Origin of the sequence: Rhizobium sp. N122 (genome assembly GCF_002211295.1) — a bacterium.
Taxonomy (GTDB): Bacteria; Pseudomonadota; Alphaproteobacteria; order Rhizobiales; family Rhizobiaceae; genus Rhizobium.
Window position 1 is genome coordinate 66,147 of sequence record NZ_LOKU01000020.1, and the last position, 24,407, is coordinate 90,553.

Sequence of the window (24,407 nt, forward strand, 5' to 3'; positions counted from 1 at the left end):
GGCAGACAAAACAAGGCTAAATTAGACGAAAAGCGTTAAGGAAAATTTCCCGTAAATCAGGGCCGATGGTAGCGCTGTTCCGATACGAAAAACGGCCCCGGAAAAAGCCGGGGCCGTTCGAATGAAGACAGATCGGGCGACGATCAGGCGGCGCGATAGACCGGCGCGGCGGCCGCCTCGCCATCGATCTTGAACTGCTGGATCAGCCTGCGCAGGGAATCGGCCTCGTCGGCCAGTTCGCGGCTGGCGGCGGTCGTCTCCTCGACCATGGCGGCGTTCTGCTGCGTCATCTGGTCCATCTGATTGACCGTCGCGTTGACGCTCTGCAGCGCGTTGGACTGGTCGTGGCTGGCGCGGGCGATCATCTCGACATGCTGGCTGATCGTGACGATCTGGGCACTGATCTTGGCGAGCACCGTGCCGGTCTCCTGCACGAATTGCGAACCGGAACTAACCTCGTTGGTCGATTTGTTGATCAGGCCCTTGATCTCCTGCGCCGCGGCGGCGGACCGCTGGGCGAGTTCGCGCACTTCCATGGCGACGACGGCAAAGCCCTTGCCGGCTTCACCGGCGCGCGCCGCCTCGATGCCGGCGTTGAGCGCCAAGAGGTTGGTCTGGAAGGCAATCTCGTCGATGACGCCGATGATCTGTTCGATCTGGCGCGAGGCATCCTCGATGCGGCCCATCGCGTCGATCGCATTGTTGACGACAACGGCGGAATCGTCGGCGCTGCGCTTAGCCTGGCGGACGATCTGATCGGCATCCTTGGCGCGTTCGGCCGAGGAGCGGACGGTGACGGTGATCTCGTCGACGGCGGCCGCTGTCTCTTCGAGCGAGGCTGCCTGCTGCTCGGTGCGCTTGGAGAGATCCTCGGCCGACTGGGCCATCTGGTTGCCGTTGCCCTGGATCAGTTCGACATTGTCGCGGATCTGGCTCATCGTCGCCTGCAGGCGCATCATCGAGCCGTTGAAATCCTGGCGCAGCTGTTCGAGGCGGCCGATGAAGGGCGTTTCGATCGTCGTCGAGATGTCGCCCTGCGACATGCGTTCGAGACCGGCGGCGAGTGCATTGACGGCGAATTCGATCTGGCGATCCATCTCGCGCTTGTCGGCGTCGTTGCGCTGGCGCTCGTGTTCGGCGGCGGCGCGTTCCTCGTCGCTCTGCTCCTCGATACGAATCTTCGAGATGGCGTTTTCCTTGAAAATGCCGAGCGCGCGGGCCATGTCGCCGATTTCGTCATGGCGCTGCTCGCCGGAGATATTGGTCTCCAGCGCGCCTTCGGCGATGCGGCGCATGGCGGCGGTGATCTGGCTGATCGGGCGCTGCAGCGTCAGCACCAGGGCAATGCCGCCGAGGATCGACAGGAGGATGCCGAGACCGGTGGTCATGACCGAGATGCTGTTTGCCTGGGTGCGCTCGGTGCCGGCCGTCTGCTTCTGCAGTTCGGCGAAATCGGTCAGCTTCGTCCAGATCTGGTCGAGTTCCTGGCGGGCCGCGGCATAGGCCGTGACGCGCTCGCCGATCGTATCGACGATCTTCGAGCCGCCGCCGGAGATGGCGTCGAGTGGGGGCTGGATTGCGCCCGAAATGCCTTCGGCAAAGCCCATGCCCTTGGCGCTGGTGGTCAGCACCTGCATGTCCTTGCCGAGCGTGCCGGCCTGCTGCTGCAGGCGCACGAGATTATCCTTGCTTGAATTGGCGAGGAAATCGGAAAGCACGATCTGCAGCGCATAGACTGAATTTTCGAGACGGCGGGTATCCTGAAGGACGGAGTTGGTCTGGCCGATGCGGCCCTCGAGGTCGGCGAAGCGCTGTGTCGCCTCGCGCATCTTCTGCGTCGCGGTCAGCTGCGTATAGGTCGAGGTCTGGCGGAAGCGCGAGACGAGACGGCCGAGTTCGGCGATATTCTCATCGGTCGGAGCCGGCATCGCGGTAATCGCCTTGATGCTGTCGATGGTCGCAGCCAGCGCGTCGATGACGTTCTTCTGGTTGGTCGGAACCGAAATGGCGATCAGCCGCTGGGATTTGACGATCGCAGGCATCTGTTCGTTGATGTAGGCGATCTTGTCCTGCGGCGTCTGCGGTTTGCTGTAGCCGCTGGCGACTGTGCCGAGGAAGTCGCCGCCCTTCAGCAGGCGGTCGGCGGTGCGAAGGGTGATGGTGGCGGCACCCTCGTCGCGCTGGAGGGCGGTCTGCAATTCCTCGGCCTGGTAGGAGACGGTGAAACGGGTGCTGATCAGGCTCTTTTGCGCCGCGTCGATCTGCTCGTGCAGCGCCTGTTCCTGCTCATGCAGGCCCCAGAGCTTGTCGACGACGCCCGAAATGTCCTTGGTGCGGCGTGACGCCTCGGCAAGGCTGTCGCGGCCGGCGGCCTGTTCACCGACCTGGTTCAGCGTCTGATCGAGCACACCCTGCTGGGTCTTCAGTTCCGCGGTCAGCTTGTCGCGGGCCTCCGGGCTGGTGACGCGCAGGAAATCGTCCATCGAACCGTAGAGATCCTTGAACCCGCTCAGCGACTGCAGCACGCTGTTGGATATTTCCATGCGGCCCTGCAGCAGTCCCGAAGCGTAAAGGCCCGTCAGGCCCACCGCCGAAATGGTGACAACGAAAGGCAGAACGAATATCAGGACCTTCGTCTTGATCCTGAAGCGGGAAAGAATCTTGTCAATCAACATGGCGTTCCGGGCCTTTCATACACCACTCCTCCCGCAGGCGGCCATCTGGCGCCAGCCGGGTACACATCGAGCTGTTCTTTAATTTACATTGGGGAACCCGGAAGCCAGGCGGCAGTCATTGCCAGTTCATGTCCAAACAACTTGGAGACGCCCAAATAATCGCGGGCAATTGTGTCAGATTAGATATTAATTTTCGGATAAGCGGTTGCGGCGGATTAAGCCAAGGCGGTGAAATAGTTGCAATTTTGTGGGCCGTTACGCCGCAGGGCGGCAGACACGCGCGCAAACATTCGTTGCAGGCCTTAAGACAGGATCAGATGAAGTGCGAGGCGAGCAGCGCCAGGCTGGCGGCGGTGGCGCCGGCCGCAAGCATCAGATAGCGCAGGGCGACCATGCGGGCATCAGGCTTGGCCTGGGCGATTGCGATGGCGCGGGCGCGTCGTGCGTTTCTGGTCATGCTCGAAACCTCACTTCTGTCTGACACAACAATCCAACAAAACGGCTTGCCGGTAAAGCTTATTTAGGAATTGCCTTGCAGACCGCCAATTGAGACAGGATGGCGCACCTCTCTTAAGAAGTCTTGAATCGGTATTACTAATATAGAGTGCAGCGGTCCCGGGCGACATGCAGAAAACACAAACCTCAGGCACATTCGCCGGCAGCAAATCCGGAAGCCCAGGCCCATTGGAAATTATAACCGCCGAGCCAGCCGGTGACGTCGACACATTCGCCGATGAAATAAAGCCCGGGCACGGCCTTGGCCTCCATGCTGCGGGAATCGAGCGCTGCCGTATCGATACCGCCGAGCGTCACTTCCGCCGTGCGGTAGCCTTCCGAGCCGGACGGTTTGACCGCAAAGTTCTGGGCGCCGGCCGCAAGGCGCAGCAGCGCCTTATCCGGCAGGTCGGCCATGTTGCCGGAGATTTTTTCGCGCTCGACGAGAAACTGGGCCAGCCGCTTCGGCAGGATGTCGCCGAGTGCGGTCTGCGCCGACTGGCGGCCATTCACCTGCTTTGCCGTCTTCAGATGTCCTCCAATGTCGATATCCGGTTCGATCGCAACGACGATCTCGTCGCCTTCGCGCCAGTAGGAGGAGATTTGCAGGACGGCGGGTCCGCTGAGGCCCCGATGGGTAAACAGCAGCGCTTCGCGGAAGGCGGTCCTGCCATGGCGGATTTCGGCCGGGGCGGAAATGCCGGCAAGTGGGGCGATGACCTCGAGCAGGCCGGGATCGAGGGTCAGGGGCACCAGGCCGGGGCGGGTTTCGAGCACGGGCAGACCGAACTGCTCGGCGAGGCGATAGGCAAAGCCGGTGGCGCCCATCTTCGGGATCGACTTGCCGCCGGTGGCGACGATCAGCGACGAGGCTTCATAGGCGGCTTCAGCGGTCGAGACGCGAAAACCCGCCTCCACCCTTTCGACGGCTGATATTTCGGTGCCGAGATGCAGCTTAGCGCCGGCGCTGCGCATCTCATCGAGCAGCATGCGGATGACGTCTTTGGCGCTATCGTCGCAGAAAAGCTGGCCGAGCGTCTTTTCATGCCAGGCAATGCCGTGACGGTCGACCATGGCGATGAAATCGGCCGGCGTGAAGCGGGCCAGCGCCGACTTGCAGAAATGCGGGTTGGCCGAGAGGAAATTCTTCGGCCCTGCATGGACATTGGTAAAATTGCAGCGGCCGCCGCCGGAGATGCGGATCTTCTCGCCGGGCGCCCTTGCATGGTCGAGGACCACGACCGAGCGGCCGCGTTTTCCTGCCCGAATGGCCGCCATCATGCCCGCCGCCCCGGCGCCGATGACGATGACGTCGCTTTTGCGCTGCAAACCCGTTTCCCCGATCAAAACAGCGTCTTCTTTTTCCATCAAAGGGCGAAAGTCAACGTTCTCGACCTCTCGCCAATTGGCAAAGTCTGGTTATGATGGCGCCACGATCAACCAAACCGGTGTGTCATGTCCCCAAAAAAGACGACGCTGAAGCCTGCCAGAAACGTACCCGCCTCGAAGCAGACTCCCCCGGACCCCGGGGCCCTGCGCGGCGTTGCGAACTGGAAGGAAGCGGCGCGGTGGCTGAGGGACAGGGGCATCGAAGACATCGAATGCATCACGCCGGACCTTGCCGGCGTTCCGCGCGGCAAGATGATGCCGAGCTCGAAATTCACCTCGAACACCTCGCTGGCGCTGCCTTCGGCGATCTACCGGCACACGATTTCTGGCGAGTACCCGGAGGAGACGGAGAGCTTCCGCTACGAGCCGCGCGACAGCGATCTGAAGCTGATGCCGGATCTTTCGACGCTGTCGGTCGTACCCTGGGAGACCGATCCGACGGCGCAGGTGATCTGCGACATCGTCGATTCCGACGGCGGCGAAGTGCCCTATACGCCGCGCAACGTGCTGAAACGCATCATGAGCCTCTATCACGACCGCGGCTGGAAGCCGATCGTGGCGCCGGAAATCGAATTCTACCTGGTCGCCAAGAATGACGACCCCGACTATCCGCTGCATCCGCCCAAGGGCCGGTCCGGCCGCTCGATCCTCGGCGGCCAGGGCTATTCGATCGCCGGGATCAACGAATTCGACGAGTTGATCGACGACATCTACCATTTCTCCGAGAAGCAGGGTCTCGAGATCGATACGCTGATCCATGAAGAGGGCCCGGCGCAGCTGGAGATCAACCTGCGCCACGGCAATCCGATCGAGCTTGCCGACCAGGTGTTCCTGTTCAAGCGCACGATCCGCGAGGCGGCGCTGAAACACGATATTTATGCGACTTTCATGGCCAAGCCGATGCAGGCCCAGCCGGGGTCGGCGATGCATATCCATCAATCGGTGGTCAATATCGAGACGGGCAAGAACGTCTTCTCCAATGCGGACGGATCGGCCTCGAAGGAATTCTTCCATTTCATCGGCGGCATGCAGAAATTCGTGCCGAGCGCCATGGCGATGCTGGCGCCCTATGTGAATTCCTACCGGCGCTTGCAGCCAGACATGTCCTGCCCGGTCAACAATGCCTGGGGCTACGACAACCGCACGACCGCCTTCCGCGTTCCGGTTTCCGATCCGCAGGCGCGGCGCGTCGAAAACCGGCTGCCGAGCTCGGATGCCAATCCTTATCTCGCGCTTGCAGCCTCGCTCGCCGCCGGCCTGCTCGGCATCATGAAAGAGATCGAGCCGACGGCGCCGACTGAAGATTCGGCCAATGAAGGCTCGATCGACCTGCCGCGCGGCTTGCTGGAAGCCGTGGCGCTGCTCGAGGACGAGCCGGCCTTCGAGGAGATTTTCGGCTCGCAGTTCATCGGCCTTTATGCCGGCGTCAAGCGCGGCGAGTTCGAGACCTTCATGCAGGTGATCAGCCCCTGGGAGCGGGAATTCCTTCTGCTCAACGTGTGAGGGAGCGTCATGGCATCGCAGGAGACGTGGCAGAGCCCGATCTCGCCGGGCCTATCCTGGTATCAGGCAACCGTCGGCGAGCGGCCGAGCTATGCCGCTCTCGACGGTTCGAGGACAGCAGATGTCGCCATCATCGGCGGCGGCTATACCGGCCTGCAGGCCGCCTATAATCTGGCCAAGGCAGGCGTCTCGGTGGTGCTGATCGAGGCCTGCCGTTTCGGCGACGGGGCGTCCGGGCGCAATGGCGGTCAGCTCGGCACCGGCCAGCGATGGTGGCCGGAAGAGCTCGAGGAGAAGATCGGCTATCAGCGTTCGAAGGCGCTATTCGATCTTGCCGAAGCGGCCAAGCGCCATCTCATCGATTTCGCCCGCGAGCACCAGATCGAGATCGACTATGCGCCCGGCCAGCTCAATGTCGCGCACAAAGCGAGCTATGAACGCGACTTTCGTGAGAACGCCGAAATCGCCGCGCGGCGCTACGGCTATCCGCACATCAGCTTCATGGACGAGAAGGAAACGCAGGAGCGGCTCGGCTCGAAGCGTTTTTATTGCGGCGTGCGCGATGTCGGCACTGGCCATATCCATCCGCTGAAGCTGCTGATCGGGCTGGCGCGGGTCGCAGCCAATGCCGGTGCTGCGATCTTCGAGATGACCAAGGCAACGGCGATCCGTCAGGCCGGCGGCAAGGTGACGATCGAAACGGACAGGGGAACGATCACCGCCAACCGCGCGCTGATTGCCTGCGACGGCCATATCGACGGCCTCGAACCGGTGACGGCAAGCCATGTCATGCCGATCCGCTCCTTCATCGGCGCCACCGCTCCCCTCGACCGGCATCCCGAGGTGCTGCCGGGCGGCGAGGCTGTGGCCGATTCGCGCTTCGTCGTGCGCTACTTCCGCAAATTCGGCGACGGCCGGCTGCTGTTCGGCGGGCGCGAGGCCTATACGTCGGACAATCCGAAGGACATTTCTGAGCATATCCGCCGGCAGATCGCCGAGATCTATCCTGATTTGAAAGACATCGAGATCACCCATGCCTGGGGCGGCAGCGTCGGCATTACCATGCCGCGCCAGCCTTTCGTGCGCGAGGTCATGCCGGGTGTCATCTCGATCGGCGGTTATTCCGGCCATGGCGTCATGCTGTCAAACTACTGTGGCAAGCTCTATGCGGAAACGGTGCTTGGGAAATCCCACGATCTCGACCTGTTCAAATCGCTCGATATTCCCGCCTTTCCCGGCGGCGCCAGCATGCGGGCGCCTTTGCTTTTTCTCGCATTGTCGTGGTTTGCGCTTCGCGACAAGTTTTAGTCCGATTGCGGATTTCCTCTTCCGGAAATTCGCACTAAAACCGGTGCCTGACAGATTCATTGCACTGCACACTGGCTTTTTTAAATCGATTAGATTAAAAGGGCCGCCAACCAGCATGATTGAGAGACAAGCTCATGAGCAGCCAGATCATTCCCGTTGAGCCTTTTGATTACGTCGTCTTCGGCGGCAGCGGCGACCTTGCCGAACGCAAGCTTCTGCCGGCGCTTTACCACCGCCAGATCGAAGGCCAGTTCTCCGAACCGACCCGGGTGATCGGCGCTTCGCGCAGCCCGCTTTCCCATGAGGAATACCGCAAATTCGCCAAGGACGCGTTGAAGGAGCACCTGAAGAAGGGCGAATATGACGAAGCCGAAGTGGAGAAGTTCTGCGCCCGTCTCTACTATGTCTCGGTCGACGCCCGCACGGATACCGGTTGGGATCAGCTGAAGAAGCTGCTCGACGAGGGCAAGGAGCGCGTGCGCGCCTTCTACCTCGCCGTCGCGCCCGGCATTTTCGGCGACATTTCGCAGAAGATCCACGACCACAAGCTGATCACCAAGTCGACCCGCATCGTCGTCGAGAAGCCGATCGGCCGCGATCTCGCTTCGGCACTGCAGCTCAACGACACGATCGGCCGCGCCTTCAAGGAAGAACAGATCTTCCGCATCGATCACTATCTCGGCAAGGAGACGGTGCAGAACCTGATGGCGCTGCGCTTCGCCAATGCGCTCTACGAGCCGCTGTGGAACGCCAACTACATCGATCACGTGCAGATCACCGTGGCTGAAGCGGTCGGCCTCGAGGGCCGGGCCGGCTACTACGATACGGCCGGCGCGCTGCGCGACATGGTGCAGAACCACATCCTGCAGTTGCTCTGCCTGACGGCGATGGAAGTGCCCTCGTCGATGGATTCGGAAGCCGTTCGCGACGAGAAGCTGAAGGTGCTGCGGGCGCTGAAGCCGCTCAACGCCTCCAATGTCGAGCAGGCGACGGTCCGCGGCCAGTACCGCGCCGGCGCCTCGGGCAGCGGCCCGGTCAAGGGCTATCTCGAAGAGCTCGAAGGCGGGGTCTCCAACACCGAGACCTTCGTCGCCATCAAGGCCGAGATCAACAACTGGCGCTGGGCCGGCGTCCCCTTCTATATCAGAACCGGCAAGCGCCTGACCGGACGCATGTCCGAGATCGTCATCACCTTCAAGCCGATCCCGCATGCGATCTTCGACCAGGCGGCCGGACGCATCGTCGCCAACCAGCTGATCATCCGGCTGCAGCCGGATGAGGGCGTCAAGCAGTCGCTGATGATCAAGGATCCGGGCCCGGGCGGCATGCGCCTGCGCAACGTCTCGCTCGACATGAGCTTCGCCCAGGCCTTTAATGTCCGCAATCCCGACGCCTACGAGCGTCTGCTGATGGACGTGATCCGCTCCAACCAGACATTGTTCATGCGCCGCGACGAAGTCGAAGCCGCATGGAAATGGGTCGACCCGATCCTCAAGGGTTGGGAAACCACCGGCCAGCAGGTGCAGGGCTATACGGCCGGCACCTGGGGCCCGAGCCAGGCCATCGCGCTGATCGAGCGTGACGGCCGCACCTGGCATGACGATATCTAGGACGGAACCGATGGCATCGACCCTGCATTCCTTCGCCAGCCCCGCTGATCTCGCCGGCAGCCTCGCCGACAAAGTCGCCGATAGGCTTTCGGCGGCGGTCGCCGCCCGCGGAACGGCGTCCATCGCCGTTTCCGGCGGCTCGACGCCGAAGGCTTTCTTCCAGGCGCTGTCGACGCGCGCCATCGCCTGGGACAAGGTGACGATCACGCTGGTCGACGAACGCTTCGTGCCGGCCGACAATCCGCGCTCGAACCATCTGCTGGTCGATGCCAATCTCTTGCAGAACAAGGCGAAGGCGGCGCGTTTCGTGCCGCTTTATCAGCCCGCCGCCTCCGTCGAGGAGGCCGCGCGGCTTGCGACCGAAAAGAGCGCCGAAATCGGCATTCCCTTCGACGTCGTCATCCTCGGCATGGGCGGCGATGGCCATACCGCCTCGTTCTTTCCCGGCGGCAGCAATCTTGCCAAGGCGCTCGATGCATCGACGCCGCGCGGCATCATCACCATGGAAGCGGAAGGGGCCGGCGAGCCGCGGCTGACCTTCACCTTCTCCAGTCTTCAGGATGCCGCACTCCTGGTTCTCCATATCGAGGGCGAAGGCAAAAAAGACGTTCTCGCCAAGGCGGAAGGCAGCGGTAACGAGGCAGACATGCCGATCCGCGCCGTTCTGCGCCGGGCCACTTCCCCGGTCGAGATCTACTGGGCTCCCTGATCGGCCGTCAATCCGGATCGACTATCAGGCCAGAGCCGCCGAAACAGACAAGACAACGAACAAGGCAGGGATCTTCCATGTCCGCTCACGCACGCATATCTGCGATCACCGATCGTATTGTCGAACGCTCGAAACCAACCCGTGAGCGCTATCTGGAGCGCCTGCGCGCCGCCGCATCCAAGGGCGTCCAGCGCTCGGTGCTCGGCTGCGCCAACCTTGCCCATGGCTTTGCGGTCTGTTCCCCCACCGATAAGGATGCGCTCGCCGGCGACCGCATTCCCAATCTCGGCATCATCACCGCCTATAACGACATGCTCTCGGCCCACCAGCCGTTCGAGACCTATCCGGCGATCATCCGTGAGGCGGCCGCAGAGGCCGGCGGCGTGGCACAGGTGGCGGGCGGCGTGCCGGCGATGTGCGACGGCGTCACCCAGGGCCAGCCGGGCATGGAGCTTTCGCTGTTTTCGCGCGACCTGATCGCCATGTCGGCGGGCGTCGGCCTGTCGCACAACATGTTCGATGCCGCCCTCTTCCTCGGCGTCTGCGACAAGATCGTGCCGGGGCTCGTCATTGCAGCGCTGTCCTTCGGGCACCTGCCGTCGATCTTCGTTCCAGCCGGTCCGATGACGACGGGCCTGCCGAACGACGAGAAGTCGCGCGTGCGCCAGCTCTTCGCCGAGGGCAAGGTCGGCCGCGCCGAGCTGCTGGAAGCGGAATCGAAATCCTATCACGGCCCCGGCACCTGCACCTTTTACGGCACCGCCAATTCCAACCAGATGCTGATGGAGATCATGGGCTTCCACCTGCCCGGCTCCTCCTTCATCAATCCCGGCACACCGCTGCGCGAAGCTCTGACGCGCGAAGCCGCCAAGCGGGCGCTGGCGATCACCGCGCTCGGCAATGAATTCACGCCGGCCGGCGAGATGATCGACGAGCGCTCGGTCGTCAACGGCGTCGTCGGCCTGCATGCGACCGGCGGCTCCACCAATCACACGCTGCACCTCGTCGCCATGGCGCGCGCAGCCGGCATCCAGCTCACCTGGCAGGACATTGCCGAGCTTTCGGAAGTGGTGCCGCTGCTTGCCCGCGTCTATCCGAACGGGCTTGCCGACGTGAACCATTTCCAGGCGGCCGGCGGCATGGGCTTCCTCATCAAGGAACTGCTGAAGCACGGCCTGGTGCACGACGACGTGCGCACCGTCTTCGGCCATGGCCTCGAAGCCTATACGGTCGATGCCCGGCTCGGCGAAAACGGCGGCGTCCTGCGCGAGCCGTCGCCGGAGAAGAGCCATGATCCCAAGGTTCTCTCCAGCATCGAAACGCCGTTCCAGGCCAATGGCGGGCTGAAGATGCTGCGCGGCAATCTCGGCAAGGCAGTGATCAAGATCTCCGCCGTCAAGCCGGAGCGTCATGTCATCGAGGCACCGGCGATCATCTTCCACAGCCAGCAGGAACTGCAGGACGCTTTCAAGGAAGGCAAGCTCAACCGCGATTTCATCGCAGTGGTGCGCTTCCAGGGGCCGAAGGCGAACGGCATGCCGGAACTGCACAAGCTGACGCCGCCGCTCGGCGTGCTGCAGGACCGCGGTTTCCGCGTGGCGCTGTTGACCGACGGGCGCATGTCGGGGGCCTCGGGCAAGGTGCCGGCGGCAATCCACGTGACGCCTGAGGCGGTCGACGGCGGCCCGATCGCCCGCATCCGCGACGGCGACATCATCCGCCTGGACGCGATCAAAGGCACGCTCGAGCTGCTCGTCGATGCGGCCGATCTGGCGGAGCGCGAGCCGGTGACCGTCGATCTCTCCGACAATGAATTCGGCATGGGCCGCGAACTCTTCGCGCCGTTCCGCCGCGCCGTCGGCGCTTCGGATCAGGGTGCGAGCGTGCTCTTCCACCACTGAGCGTGGCCTCTGCAGACAAACAAAAACCCGCGGGCGCGCGAAGCACCCGCGGGTTTTTGTTATCCAGTCTTTAATCCCTCAGGCGCGGATATCGAGCACGTAGTCGCGATGCGCCGGATGAGTGCTGTAGACGAAGATCTTGTTCAGCTCCTTCTGCGTCAGCAGGCGCAGGAAGCGGACTTCGATCGTATTGTTGGCGTTGACCTTCATCAGGATGCAACCGACCTTGGTGATGCGGGCATCCGGAATATCCAGATAGAACTGCTTCGGCAGGTTGAACTGGGTGAGGATCGCGAGTGTGGCGCTGCTCATCGAGATCCGGACGATATCGCAACGGCGCGAGGCCGCGTGCATGACGCCCTTTTCCGTATATTCGATGCGCGCGGCATTCATCGTGTCCTCCATCTTGAACCGCTGCTCGCGGTCATACATGAAGGATTCTTCCTTGCTCAGGAAATGAGATTTTGGCTGTGACGGATTGGAAGCGGCCACGTGCTTATCCCCCTCATAAATTGACTGGGAAAAGGTAGCAGCCGATCTTTAACAGAAAGTGAGAATCCGGTGCGCCAAGTATAATTCTCGGGATTATTACCCCAAAAATGGCTCTCTCATTTCCGGTAGCTATGGCCGGTCGCATCGAACAGATGCAGCTTCTGCCTGTCGGCGGCAAAACGCATCCTCTGGCCCTTCTTCACATCGTAGATGCCGGGCAGCTTGACGACGATCGGCTCGCCCGGGACCAGGCCTTCGATATAGAGCAGCGTGACTTCGCCGAGGGCTTCGACGATCGACACCTCGCCCTCGAAAAGATAGTCGGCGCCTTCGGCGACCCTCAAATCCTCGGGACGAACGCCGAAGCTCGCCTGCTTGCCGGCTTCGGAAGCGCCGGTCGCGACATCGAGCGTCACCGACATACCGCCGGTCAGCGTCACCGTCGTCTGGCTTCCGGTTGCGGCGACCGTCGCCGGGATGATGTTCATGGCCGGCGAGCCGATGAATTTGGCGACGAAGAGGTTGGCCGGACGCTCATAGAGATCCAGCGGCGCACCGACCTGCTCGATATTGCCGGCGGAGAGAACGACGATGCGGTCGGCGAGCGTCATCGCCTCGACCTGGTCGTGGGTGACGTAGATCATCGTCGTATCGGCCATCTGTTCGTTCAGGCGGGCGATCTCGATGCGGGTGGCGACGCGCAGCGCGGCGTCGAGGTTGGAGAGCGGCTCGTCGAACAGGAAGACCTTCGGATCGCGGCAGATGGCGCGGCCGATCGCCACGCGCTGGCGCTGGCCGCCGGAAAGTGCCTTCGGCAGGCGGTCGAGATATTTGGTCAGCTGCAGGCTCTCGGCCGCCGCCTTGACGCGGCGGTCGATCTCCTGCTTGCTTTCGCCGGCGATCTTCATACCGAAAGCCATATTATCGAAGACGGTCATGTGCGGGTAGAGCGCATAGGACTGGAAGACCATGGCGATGCCGCGCTTGGAGGGCGGCACGTCATTGACGAGATGGCCGTCGATATACATCTCGCCGCCGGTGATCGCCTCAAGACCGGCGATCATGCGCAGAAGCGTGGACTTGCCGCAGCCGGACGGACCGACGAAGACGATGAATTCGCCTTGCTTGATATCGAGGTCGATGCCGTGGAGAACGTCCACGGAACCGTAGGATTTGCGGATATCCTTCAGCGTCAGTCCAGTCATGTCTCTCTCCCCTGCTGATCCTTAAGCGAGACGGGCGAAATACGCCCCCCAGGCCGGAATATCGATCTTGTCGCCATAGTTGTTGCTGATAAAGCCATGCCCCGTCAACGCCTGCCATTCTCCCGCAGGCAAAGTGACGCCGGTTTCGGTCGGGCTCATGTTGAAGATGCAGAGCAGCTGCTCATTGCCGTATTCACGGGTGAAGACCAGGGCGTCGCCCTGCGGCTCCTCGAATTCGATCTCACCCTTGGCAAAGGCCGGGTGCAATTTGCGGAAGGCGATAAAGCGGCGATAGTGCTCCAGCACCGAGGCCTCGTCGCCCTGCTGGACGCTGACGGCGCGCAGAATATGCTCGACCGGCACCGGCAGCCAGGGTTTGACCGTGGAAAAGCCGCCCTGGGCGACCTGGCTGTCCCAGACCATCGGCGTGCGGCAGCCGTCGCGGCCCTTGAATTCCGGCCAGAACTGGATGCCGTATGGATCCTGCAGATCCTGATAGGCGAGATCGGCCTCGGTCAGCGCCAGCTCTTCACCCTGATAGAGGCAGACGGAGCCGCGCAGCGTCAGCAGCAGCGAAGCATAGAGCTTGGCGAAGGTGTCGTGATCGGCGACCAGCCCGCCCCAGCGGCTGACATGGCGCATGACATCGTGATTGGAGAAAGCCCAGCAGGCCCAGCCATCGGGTGCGGCGGCTTCGAAATCCTGCATCACCTCCTCGACGCGCTCGGCCGTCAGCGGATCGGGCGCCAGGAACTCGAAGGCGTAGCACATATGCATCTTGTCGTTGCCGGAGGTATATTCGCCGACAATTTCAAGGCCGCGCTGGCTGTCGCCGACTTCGCCGACGGCGGCAATTGCCGGGAATTCCTCGAGAACGGCGCGGAAGCGCTTCAGGAAGGCAAGGTTTTCCGGCCGGTTCTTGTCGTAGATATGCTCCTGGAAATTATAGGGATTGACCGCCGGCGCCGTCGAGGCGTTGCGGCGCTCGGGGGCAAGTGCCGGATTGTCGCGCAGCAGCGGGTCGTGGAAATAGAAGTTGATGGTATCGAGGCGGAAGCCGTCGACGCCGCGATTGAGCCAGAAGCGCACGACATCGAGCAGACGGTCCTGCACCTCAGGATTATGCAGGTTCATATCCGGCTGCGAGGTCAGGAAGTTGTGCAGGTAATATTGCATGCGCGTCGGATCCCACGCCCATGCCGAGCCACCGAAGATCGACAGCCAGTTGTTCGGCGGCGTGCCGTCCGGCTTGGCGTCGGCCCAGACATACCAGTCGGCCTTGGCGTTGGTCTTGCTGGAGCGGCTCTGCACGAACCACGGATGCTGATCCGAGCTGTGGGAGATGACGAGATCGATCATCACCCGGATGCCGAGGCGATGGGCCTCTGATATCATCGTGTCGAAATCCACCAGCGTGCCGAAGATCGAATCGACGTTCTCGTAGTCGGAAACGTCGTAACCGAAATCGCGCATCGGCGAGGTGAAGAAGGGCGATATCCAGATCGCATCGACGCCGAGGCTTGCAACATGCGGCAGGCGGGCGGTGATGCCCTTGAGGTCGCCGATGCCGTCACCGTTGGAATCCTGGTAGGAGCGCGGGTAGATCTGATAGATCACCGCGCCGCGCCACCAGTCCTTGTCGGGGGTCGAGATCGATTGGGGAGCCACGTTCATGGGATATCCTGTCTGAAGTCACGTTCGGAAATGGTCAGCCTCCCTTGACCGAACCCGCTAGCAGGCCGCGCACCAGATAACGCTGCAGCCCGAAGAAGACGAGCAGCGGCACGATGATGGTGACGAAGGCCGAGGCCGTCAAAATCTCCCAATTGCCGCCGCGCGAGCCGAGCAGCGCGTTCAGGCTGCCTGTGAGCACGATGTGGTCCTTGTCGGTGCCGAGGAAGACCATGGCGACGAGCAGGTCGTTCCACACCCACAGGAATTGGAAGATGGCGAAGGAGGCGAGTGCCGGGAATGACAAAGGCAATACGATGCGGGTGAAGATCTCGAAGTCGCTGGCGCCGTCGACGCGGGCGGATTCGATGATCTCCTTCGGCAGGCCGGCGATATAGGCCCGCAGGAGATAGATGGCGAGCGGCATGCCGAAGGCGGTGTGGGCGAGCCAGATGCCGGGATAGGTCTTGGATGGCTGGCCGAGCAGGTTGCCGATTTCGTTATAGAGGCGCAGCAGCGGGATCAGCGACATCTGCAGCGGCACGACGATGAGGCCGACGACGAGCGCAATCAACAGCGCGCGGCCGGGAAACTCCATCCAGCTCAGCGCATAGGCGGCAAAGGCGGCGATCAGGATCGGGATAATCGTCGCCGGGATCGTCACGGTCAGCGAATTGATGAAGGACTGGCCGATGCCTTCGCCTCTCAGAACCGTGTTGTAGTTCTGCAGCGTAAATTCCGGCGGCGCGGAGACGGAGACATAGATGCGCCGCGGCCGTTCGTCGGGCGAGAAGGCCGCATTCTTCATGTAACGGTAGCTGCCGTCGCTGTTGATCAGCAGGCTTTCGCCGTCGCCGAGATCGGCGGTGGTGCCGGCCTCGAAGGCGGCCGGCTGCTGCACGCGGTTGCCGAAGGCCTTCACCGAGCGGCCGGTCTGCCCCTCCAGCACATTGCCTGAAATGACGTAGGCAGCACCTTCCTGCTTCTGCTGGTCCGGCGTGCCCAAGCGCACCGCGACGGTCTGCGTCGAGCCGACGAAGGACGTCCACCAGCCGGAGACGACGATCTGGTCCTTGTCGCGCAGCGCGCTGACGAAGATTCCGAGCGTCGGGATCAGCCAGACGATGACGATCAGGAGAACGGCGGCGTGAACGAAAAGACGGGCGGGACCGATCTTGAAGTAGCTTGCGGCAGCGGTCATCTCAATGGCCCTTCAGTTCGCGGTTGGCGCGGCGCACGTTCCACACCATGATCGGCGTGACGGCGAGCATGATGATGAGGGCGATAACAGCACTTCGGCCGGAATCGCCGCCGCCGCGGAACATCCAGTCGAACATCAGATTGGCCAGCACCATCGACTGCCACTGGCCGTTGGTCATGGTCAGCACGATATCGAAGACCTTGAGGACGAGGATGGTGATCGTCGTCCAGACAACCGCGATCGATCCCCAGACCTGCGGCACCATGATGCGCCAGAAGATCTGCCACCCGTTGGCGCCGTCGATGACGGCGGCCTCGATCGTCTCCTCGGGAATGCCGCGAAGGGCGGCCGACAGGATGACCATGGCAAAACCGGTCTGGATCCAGATCAGGATGACCATCAGGAAGAAATTGTTCCAGAAGGGAACGGAGATCCACACCTCGGGCGTGCCGCCGAAGGTCTGGACAATGGCGTTCAAGAGGCCGATCTGGACGTCGTTGCCGCCGCGATATTCATAGATGAACTTCCAGATGACCGAGGCGCCGACGAATGAGATCGCCATCGGCATGAAGACGATACTCTTGGCGATATTGCCCCACCAGATGCGGTCGGTCATCACGGCGATGACCAGGCCGAAGAAGGTGCAGGCGGCCGGCACGACGGCGAGCCAGAGGATGTTGTTGAAGATCGACTGGCGGAATTCGCGGTCGCCGAGCGCCCATTTGTAATTGGCGAGGCCGACGAATTGCTGGCCGGCGCGGTCGTGGAAGGAGAGGATGAAGGTCGCAACGACGGGATAAACGAGATAGACGATGAGCAGGAAGAGCGCCGGGCCGATGAACAGCCACGGCCGGATCAGCGCACGGCGATTGAGATTGCGCGATGCGGCGCGGATGTCGCCATCCTTCACCGGCAAAGCGAGATCCAGGATCTTGTTGGAAAAATAGAAATAGGCCGAGCACGCGAAAACGGCGACGACCACGACGCCCAAAGCGGACACTATCTGCGACAGCATTTCGTCCCTCCCCTGCTTCCCCTGATCTTAGTCCGACCGGTATTGTTCTGACGGGTCAGCGCCGGTCATCGTCAATCTATCTGTATTGCCCAATCACAATATATCCCGCGATGGCCGGGCTCTTTGCGAACCCGGCCAGCCATGCAGGCCATGCCGCCGGCAAGCCGGCGGCATAATTTTCAGGATTACTTGATGCCGTCCCAGGCGCTCTGGATTTCGCCAGCGGCATCTTGAGCCGACTTGCCGCCGACGAAATCGACCATGCCCGTCCAGAAGGCGCCGGCGCCGATCTTGCCCGGCATCAGGTCGGAACCGTCGAAGCGGAAGGTGGTGGCGGAGGTCAGGATCTCGCCTTCCTTCTTCATCTGCGGGTTGGCATAGGCCTCGGTGCTGACACCCTTATACGGGGTCAGGAAGCTCGACTGCGCCATCCAAACCTCATGCGCGATCGGGGTCTTCAGGAAGTCGATGAAGGCGCGGGCCGTCTTCGAGTCCTTGGCGATCGAAACGAGCGTGCCGGCGCCGAGAACCGGCTTGCCGAGTTCGGGATGCGAAGCATAGGTCGGCATGTAGAAGAAGTCGGCATCCTGGCCGAGCTTCGTGCCCTCGGGGAAGAAGGACGGAATGAACGAGGCCTGATGGTGCATGTAGCACTTCGGCGGAACGGAGAAGAGACCCTTCGGGCTGTCGCGGAAGTCGGTCGAGGCCACGGCCGCGACGCCGCCATTGACGTATTTCTCGTTCTTGGCGAACTTGCCGAATTCGTCGATCGCGGCAACGACGGCCGGATCGGTGAACTTCAGCTCGTTGGTCGTCCACTTGTCGTAGGCCTCAGGCGGCTGGGTGCGCAGCATGATGTCCTCGACCCAGTCGGTCGCCGGCCAGCCGGTGGCGCCGCCGGACCCGAGACCGATGCACCAGGGAACGCCGCCGTCCTTGACGATCTGGTCGGTCAGGGCATGCAGCTCTTCCATTGAAGTCGGGATCTTGTAGCCGGCTTCCTCGAAGTTCTCCGGAACATACCAGACGAGCGACTTGACGTCGGCCTTATAGGGGAAGGCGTAGAAGGCTTCCTTGCCGTCCTTGCCCTTATAGGTGCCGTAACCGACCCAACTGTCGCCGGCGCCGTAATTGTCCTTGATCCACTTGGAGTTTTCGTCGCCGAGCGGCGTCAGGAAGCCCTTGCTGGCGAGATCGGCAAGGAGGCCCGGCTGCGGCAGAACGGCGATGTTCGGCGGCGAGCCTGCCTGCGTGTCGATGACGATCTGCTGTTCGTAGTTTTCCGACGAGGAGTATTTAGCATCGATGCCGGTCGCCTCGGTGAAATAGGCGAGAACGCTCATGAAGAAGGCCTCGTCCTCGCCGCGCCACGGCCCGAAGATCGTCAGCGGCTGGCCCTTCAGATCGGCATGAGCGGCCTTGAATTCGTCATAGCTCTTCCAGTTGAACTTGGAATCCTGTCCCGGGGCAAATTTCAGATCGGCCGCGGATGCAGCACCGGCAAAAAGCGCCGCCACGGCAACGCCCATCAAAAATGACTTTTTCATGTGATCAACCTCCCATCACAATCCCAACCCGCGCCGAATTCCCTTTAAAAGAAATTTCAAAGCGCTTTGACACCCAACTCATTCCACTTTCGGTGGAAAGGAGTCAAGTCATTTCACGAAAACCGGCTGTGGACACGGCCGTTATCACGGGCGCGAGCAGCGGCTATCGGGAAATATGGAGCGATTTTTCTTGAGTCAAGCGCGCCAGATGCTACATAATTGAAAGCGCTTTGGGCGCCACTGGGAGGCGGCAGACCATTTCAACACGGCCGACGGGCGGGCCGGGAGGAAGCATAGCAGGTGAATCTCAAACAGCTATCGGAATTGCTGGGGCTGTCGCAGACGACGGTGAGCCGAGCGCTCAACGGTTATCCCGAGGTCAACGAGGCGACCCGGGAGCGTGTGCTGCAGGCCGTCAAGGAAACCGGATACCGGCCGAACAAGGCGGCGCAACGGCTTGCGACCGGCAAGGCGGGCTCGATCGGCCTCGTCATGCCGACGGCGCCCGGCCACCAGTCCGACGTGCATTTCGGCGAATTCCTGGCCGGGCTCGGCGAAGAGGCGGTGCGCCACGACTTCCACTTCGTCATCATGCCGGCCGACCCGGACGACGAGGTGGCCGCACTCCGGCGGCTTGCGATCAGCGGCAATGTCGACGCGCTGTTCGTCGCCTATATGCGCGGCCACGACCCGCGGCTCGCCATGCTGAAATCGCTCTCCATGCCCTATGTCGTGCATGGCCGCTCCTTCGGTTCTGAGCCGGACTATCCCTATCTCGACATCGACAATGAGGGCGCCTTCTACGATGCGACGCGGCTTTTGCTGCAGCTCGGCCATACGCGCTTTGCGCTGATGAACGGGCAGATGCATCTCGATTTCGCCATCCGCAGGAAGAACGGCGTCATATCGGCGCTTGCCGAACGCGGGCTGGCGCTCGAGGAGGATTGCACCAGCCATACGCTGATGACGGACGAGCAGGGCCTGCTGGCGATGGAACAGTTCCTGCAGTTGCCGGAGCGGCCGACGGCCATCCTCTGCTCCAGCACGGTGCTGGCGCTCGGCGCGATCCGCGCGGTCAACCAGGCGGGATTGCGGCTCGGCGAGGATATCTCGCTGATCGCCCATGACGACGTGCTGCCGCTCTTGAAGCCGGAAAACTTCTCCGTGCCGCTGACGACGACGCGCTCTTCGCTGAGGGCCGCCGGCGTCCGTATCGCCCAGCGGCTGATCGGCACGGTGAAGCAGGCAGGCCCCTTCCCCGACCAGGAACTCTGGAAGACCGAACTGATCGTCAGGGCCTCGACCGGCCCTGCCCCGCAGTAGCTCTAAAGCGCGTCGCGATCTTTCAGATTCGCTCCGCGCACTTTAGCCTTTTTTAGCGTGTCGTTGGCGGCAAACAGCGCTGCACACTTCCGGGCGACATGCATTAATCAGAACTGCGGCGGGGTCTGTCCTGCGGCGCGATGGGCGGCGATGACCGTATTGGCCATCAGCATGGCGATGGTCATCGGGCCGACGCCGCCGGGAACCGGGGTGATGGTGCTGGCGACTTCGGAGACCTCGGCGAAGGCGACGTCGCCGACGAGCCGGGTCTTGCCCTCGCCTCTTTCGGGAGCTGCCACGCGGTTGATGCCGACGTCGATGACCGTCGCACCCGGCTTGACCCAACCGGCCTTGACCATCTCCGGCCGGCCGACGGCGGCGACCAGGATATCGGCGTTGCGGCAGACCTCGGCCAGGTTCCTGGTCCTTGAATGAGCGATCGTCACCGTCGCATTGGCATTGAGCAGCAATTGCGCCATCGGCTTGCCGAACAGGTTGGAGCGGCCGATGACGACGGCGTTGAGGCCGGAGAGATCCTCGCCGTGGGTGCGTCGGACGAAGACCATGGCGCCGGCCGGCGTGCAGGAGACCAGCCCGGTCTTCAGATCGCCGATGGCGAGCTTGCCGGCATTGGCAATGCTCAGGCCGTCGACATCCTTTTCCGGCAGGATCGCCTGGATGATCGGCTCGCTGTCGAGCGGCTTCGGCAGCGGCAGTTGCACCAGGATGCCGTGGATCGACGGATCGGCATTAAGGGTGGCGACGAGGGCCGCCAGATCCTCCTGGCGGGTCTCCGCCGGCAGCGTGTGCTGGACGGACTTGAAGCCGCATTCCTTGGCCATGCGGCCCTTGGAGCCGACATAGGCGTGGCTTGCCGGATCGTCGCCGACGATGACGACCGCGAGGCCGGTGGTGACGCCGCTGCTCTTTTCCAGCGCTGCCGTCGCACTCTTCACGGTCTGAATGACCGATGCAGCTACGTTCTTGCCGTCGATTACTGTCGTCACGCGTCTCTCCGCCCTGTTTCGCGCCAATCTATGGATAGTCGGCGAGCGTCAAATGCCCGCTAACGCCCTATCCTGTCGGAAAGCAGCAAGGCAATATCAAAAATGCAAGGAAATGATCGTTCAGCGCGGCGGCTGCCGCGCTTCGAGGCCATGAACAAGAAGCCGGTCGCGCAGGCCGGAGATTTCGGAACGCAGCGCCTCCATCTCGTCGACCGCGGTCGGGACCGGTTGCGGTGCCGGCGGCGGCTCTGAAGACAGCGGTTGGGACAGCGGCGGGGATAGCGGCATGTCCTGGCGGGGAGCAGCTCCTGGTTTGCGCAGGCGCAGCAGGAAGGCCGCAGCAAGAGCGGCGGCGAGACCCGCGGCAGCGCCGGCCAGCGAGCGGCCGGCCAGGCCGTCCGGCGCCGATACCGCCGTTGCCCGTGCCGGCTTGATGAGAGTGATATGGCCGCCGGGGACCGTTCCCGTCGAAGCCGAAGCCGCATCTTCGAGGCGCGAACGCGCGGCGGTCGCCTTCTCGCCGAGTTCAGTCAGCCGGGCAAGATCGACGCCGGTATCCCGGCTTTGCGCGATCAGCGTGTTGCGGCGGTCGTTCAGGCCCTTGCGCGCCTCGACGGCCGCCTTGGCGGCGGCGTTGGCGGCCTGGGCAAGACGGGTAAGCTCCTTGCCCATATTCTCCTTCAGGCCATCGGTTTCGGCCTGCTGCTGCAACAGGCGCGGATGGCGCGGGCCGAGCTCGGCCGAGAGCTGCGCAAGCGCCGTCCTGGCAACCGCATATTTGTCGCGCCAATCCTGCAGCGCCGGCGAGAGCATATCGGAGGGAAGCGAACCGTCGAGCACGCCGGCAAGTTTTGCGGCCTTCAACCGGTCGGCCTGCGCCTTGGCGTTGAGGATCGTCTGGTCGGCCTCTCTCAGATCGGCATCGAGCCGGTCGATCTGGCGGCGAAGATCGACCGCCACCTTGACGTTGCCCTCGCCGCTCTTTGCCGTGAACGCCGTCAGTTCCGCCTTCGCCTCGTCATAGGCCTTGCGCAAGGCGGTGTCGGTTTCGGCGTTGCTGCCGGGTCCGTCCGCCGGCGATGCCGCTTCGGCAAGCCTTGCGGCGATACGCATGGATTTGCCGCTGTCGCCAGTCGTCACCCGCACGAGGATCGTGCCGGCGGCGGCATCGGGCAGGATCTCCACAGCATGCTTCAACGTCGCCTCGGCGCGCGAGGCCGGATCGGCAGCAGCACCGGTCGCCGAGAGCAGATCGAGCGCAACGCCGAGCGCATTGGCACTTGCGCCGGCAAATTCGGGATCGTGATCGAGTTTCAGGGCGGCGACCGTCGAAGCAACCACCCGCGCCGACATCAGCCCCTTCGCCGCAGCCTGCGTGAAAGCGGCCCGGCTTGCGGCATCGGTCTTCACCGCAAGCGTCGTTTCGGCGCGGTAGAGGGTTGGCGACGCCGGCATCAGCGCCGGCAGGCCCGCGCCGATCATCGTCGCAGCGGCGACCGTCATCGCAAGGGCACCGACGCCGACGCGCCGCCGTAGCGGCAGCGGGCGGGGCTCAGCCGCTTCCTCCCGGTTCGCGGCCAGCGGTTCGGGCGAGATCATCGGCGCGATGGCCGGAGCAACCGGTTCTTCGCGGCGCGGCTGTTCCTGAAGAGGCGGATGGCCGATGTCGTTGGCCGCCCGCAGGCGATTGCCGAGGATGGTTTCGATACGATCAACCAGCGGCGCCGTGCGCGCCGCCTTCGCACGCTGCTCTTCCAGCGCGCGGCCGATGGCGCGCAGCAATTCGGCCTCGGGCGGGGCGATATCGGCGCGGTTCGACTGGGTCAATCTCAAGGGCACACCATAACGATCGTCATGGGCGCGCACCGGTGCGGGCGCCGCCGGCCGGGCGGCCGCGCGATCGTGAAAGCTGCTTCTGGCCCTGATATCGTACATTTGCGCCACATCTCATGCACATGATGGCCGAATTCGCTCATCCGCACGGATGCAGATGATTAAGCCAGTCTAAATATTCATGGCAAAGAAATGGTTAACCGCAGCGTGTAAGAATTGATGAATTCCCATGTGCGACAGCGTCTTGGAAGGACGCGATGCAGCGTCAGCTAGCTTTCTTGCGGTCTGACCGCGGCTGCAGCACGGCGGCCGGCTCTTCCGGATGGCTGAGGATCCTCTCGCGCCGTTGGAAGCGATAGCGCAGCACATGGAAGAGAAAGACCGGAATGCCGATAACGTAGCGGCGCCAGAGGCGCGTCGGCTCCTGCAGCAGGCGATAGGCCCATTCCAGGCGCATCATCCGCACCGTCTTCGGTGCCCGCGGGACGGCGCCGGAGACGAAGTCGAACAGGGCGCCGACCGTCAGCACCAGGCGTGCATGATCGGCACGGATATGGTCGTGGACCCATTTCTCCTGCAGCGGCGTTCCCATGCCGACGATCAGGATGTCGAGCTTCTGGCGCTCGATTTCCTCGGTGACCTCGGTGGAATCGACCTTGTCGAAAAAGCCGTCGGAAATGACGACGAATTCATGCCAGGGCGTATGTTTGCGGAAATTTTCCGCTGCCGCCTCGACGACCGCACGCGTGCCGCCGATCAGGCCGATGCGGCGCGGGGCCTCCATGAAGGTGAGGAAGGCCGGCACGAAATCGGTGCCGTTCAGATTGGCGGGAAACGGCGAACCATGGGCGATCTGCGAAGCGATGTTGAGACCGATGCCATCCGGCAGCACCAGATTATGCGACATGATCCGGTAGTATTCGTCGTCGCGCAGCGCCGTCAGCATGTTGTGGGCGTTGACGAAGCAAACCACGGTCTGACCGACGGGAATGGAGGCCAGCTCGTTGATGAAAACGAGGGCGTCATCCCAGCCGAGATCGCAGACCGGCAGATCGAAGATCGTCCGCCGCGATGCGAGCACCGCGAAGTTTGCAATCAGATTCATTCCTACCTCCTGCCGAGGGTGCTGCATGCGCCCGACATCCCGGAAAACAAGCCCATCATTGCGCAGCGCAGGTTCCTGAAAGAACCGACCGCGTCACGCCCGGACGGCGTCGCTCCGATCTCGGAAGGCGGCACTGCCGGGCTGTGACACCTGTATAACAGGACGGTTTCAAACAACCCTTAGGAAAATCCCTTGAATTTCCATGCTCGCATAAGTGGTTTGTTAACTACGTGCGCCAAACGAAAAACGGCGCCCTGCGGCGCCGTTTTTCGTCGATGCTATTCTGAATATTTAGAGTCTGTCAGCGCTAATCGGAATCGTGCGGAGATTCCCTTGCCTTTGATTTTGTGATTCAAGGTCATTGCTGGTGTGGAGGCCGGCAATGATGGTGCGACCTCTTTCTCTGGATTTGCGAACG

18 protein-coding genes are annotated in these 24,407 nt (G+C 62.6%); 6 read left to right on the forward strand and 12 right to left on the reverse strand.

From position 1 onward, the window contains the following. Nucleotides 1-143: 143 nt before the first annotated feature. From ATY75_RS15925 to ATY75_RS15930, 3 genes are all read right to left on the reverse strand, one after another. The gene (locus ATY75_RS15925; protein ID WP_088938309.1) at nucleotides 144-2,675 is read right to left on the reverse strand and encodes a HAMP domain-containing methyl-accepting chemotaxis protein; all 2,532 of its coding nucleotides are present in this window, start codon (nucleotides 2,673-2,675) and stop codon (nucleotides 144-146) included. Between the two features lie 313 nt (nucleotides 2,676-2,988). Beyond that, nucleotides 2,989-3,132, reverse strand: a complete 144-nt coding sequence (locus ATY75_RS34625; RefSeq protein ID WP_172599129.1) for a hypothetical protein — start codon at nucleotides 3,130-3,132, stop codon at nucleotides 2,989-2,991. A 185-nt stretch (nucleotides 3,133-3,317) separates the two neighbouring features. Then, entirely contained in the window at nucleotides 3,318-4,538 is a 1,221-nt protein-coding gene (locus tag ATY75_RS15930) for an NAD(P)/FAD-dependent oxidoreductase (RefSeq protein ID WP_088938310.1), read from the reverse strand. 87 nt (nucleotides 4,539-4,625) lie between these two features. Between ATY75_RS15930 and ATY75_RS15935 the strand changes: the two genes are divergently transcribed. The 5 genes from ATY75_RS15935 (at nucleotide 4,626) to edd (ending at nucleotide 11,590) form a co-directional block, all read left to right on the forward strand. Next, nucleotides 4,626-6,062: a glutamine synthetase family protein gene (locus ATY75_RS15935; RefSeq protein WP_088938311.1), complete on the forward strand. Its 1,437-nt coding sequence runs from the start codon at nucleotides 4,626-4,628 to the stop codon at nucleotides 6,060-6,062. A gap of 9 nt (nucleotides 6,063-6,071) precedes the next feature. Next, the gene (locus ATY75_RS15940) at nucleotides 6,072-7,370 is read left to right on the forward strand and encodes an FAD-binding oxidoreductase (RefSeq protein WP_088938312.1); all 1,299 of its coding nucleotides are present in this window, start codon (nucleotides 6,072-6,074) and stop codon (nucleotides 7,368-7,370) included. 134 nt (nucleotides 7,371-7,504) lie between these two features. Then, entirely contained in the window at nucleotides 7,505-8,980 is a 1,476-nt protein-coding gene (zwf, locus tag ATY75_RS15945) for a glucose-6-phosphate dehydrogenase (protein ID WP_064836634.1), read from the forward strand. Between the two features lie 10 nt (nucleotides 8,981-8,990). Continuing rightward, the gene (gene pgl / locus ATY75_RS15950) at nucleotides 8,991-9,689 is read left to right on the forward strand and encodes a 6-phosphogluconolactonase (protein ID WP_088938313.1); all 699 of its coding nucleotides are present in this window, start codon (nucleotides 8,991-8,993) and stop codon (nucleotides 9,687-9,689) included. 77 nt (nucleotides 9,690-9,766) lie between these two features. Then, nucleotides 9,767-11,590: a phosphogluconate dehydratase gene (edd, locus tag ATY75_RS15955; RefSeq protein WP_088938314.1), complete on the forward strand. Its 1,824-nt coding sequence runs from the start codon at nucleotides 9,767-9,769 to the stop codon at nucleotides 11,588-11,590. Nucleotides 11,591-11,668: 78 nt separating this feature from the next. Here the strand turns inward: edd and ATY75_RS15960 are convergent, their stop codons facing one another. The 6 genes from ATY75_RS15960 to ATY75_RS15985 all read right to left on the reverse strand — a co-directional run bounded on the left by ATY75_RS15960 (nucleotide 11,669) and on the right by ATY75_RS15985 (nucleotide 18,721). Continuing rightward, the gene (locus ATY75_RS15960; RefSeq protein ID WP_003588490.1) at nucleotides 11,669-12,022 is read right to left on the reverse strand and encodes a hypothetical protein; all 354 of its coding nucleotides are present in this window, start codon (nucleotides 12,020-12,022) and stop codon (nucleotides 11,669-11,671) included. A gap of 176 nt (nucleotides 12,023-12,198) precedes the next feature. Further along, complete coding sequence (ugpC, locus tag ATY75_RS15965) at nucleotides 12,199-13,287, reverse strand: sn-glycerol-3-phosphate ABC transporter ATP-binding protein UgpC (RefSeq protein WP_088938315.1); 1,089 nt, start codon at nucleotides 13,285-13,287, stop codon at nucleotides 12,199-12,201. A 21-nt stretch (nucleotides 13,288-13,308) separates the two neighbouring features. Then, entirely contained in the window at nucleotides 13,309-14,961 is a 1,653-nt protein-coding gene (locus tag ATY75_RS15970; RefSeq protein ID WP_088938316.1) for an alpha-glucosidase, read from the reverse strand. Nucleotides 14,962-14,995: 34 nt separating this feature from the next. After that, nucleotides 14,996-16,159: a carbohydrate ABC transporter permease gene (locus tag ATY75_RS15975; RefSeq protein ID WP_088938317.1), complete on the reverse strand. Its 1,164-nt coding sequence runs from the start codon at nucleotides 16,157-16,159 to the stop codon at nucleotides 14,996-14,998. 1 nt (nucleotide 16,160) lies between these two features. Continuing rightward, on the reverse strand, nucleotides 16,161-17,174 hold the full coding sequence (locus tag ATY75_RS15980; protein ID WP_088938318.1) for a sugar ABC transporter permease: 1,014 nt from the start codon (nucleotides 17,172-17,174) through the stop codon (nucleotides 16,161-16,163). 185 nt (nucleotides 17,175-17,359) lie between these two features. After that, complete coding sequence (locus ATY75_RS15985) at nucleotides 17,360-18,721, reverse strand: ABC transporter substrate-binding protein (RefSeq protein ID WP_088938319.1); 1,362 nt, start codon at nucleotides 18,719-18,721, stop codon at nucleotides 17,360-17,362. Between the two features lie 300 nt (nucleotides 18,722-19,021). Between ATY75_RS15985 and ATY75_RS15990 the strand changes: the two genes are divergently transcribed. After that, a complete protein-coding gene (locus ATY75_RS15990; RefSeq protein WP_088938320.1) occupies nucleotides 19,022-20,044 on the forward strand; it encodes a substrate-binding domain-containing protein in 1,023 nt (340 codons plus the stop codon). Between the two features lie 107 nt (nucleotides 20,045-20,151). Here the strand turns inward: ATY75_RS15990 and folD are convergent, their stop codons facing one another. The 3 genes from folD to ATY75_RS16005 form a co-directional block, all read right to left on the reverse strand. After that, complete coding sequence (folD, locus tag ATY75_RS15995) at nucleotides 20,152-21,051, reverse strand: bifunctional methylenetetrahydrofolate dehydrogenase/methenyltetrahydrofolate cyclohydrolase FolD (protein ID WP_088938321.1); 900 nt, start codon at nucleotides 21,049-21,051, stop codon at nucleotides 20,152-20,154. Nucleotides 21,052-21,171: 120 nt separating this feature from the next. Continuing rightward, nucleotides 21,172-22,986, reverse strand: coding sequence for a succinoglycan biosynthesis protein exop (locus tag ATY75_RS16000; RefSeq protein ID WP_088938322.1), 1,815 nt, complete (start codon nucleotides 22,984-22,986; stop codon nucleotides 21,172-21,174). Between the two features lie 163 nt (nucleotides 22,987-23,149). Beyond that, a complete protein-coding gene (locus tag ATY75_RS16005; RefSeq protein WP_088938323.1) occupies nucleotides 23,150-23,989 on the reverse strand; it encodes a WecB/TagA/CpsF family glycosyltransferase in 840 nt (279 codons plus the stop codon). Nucleotides 23,990-24,407: the final 418 nt, after the last annotated feature.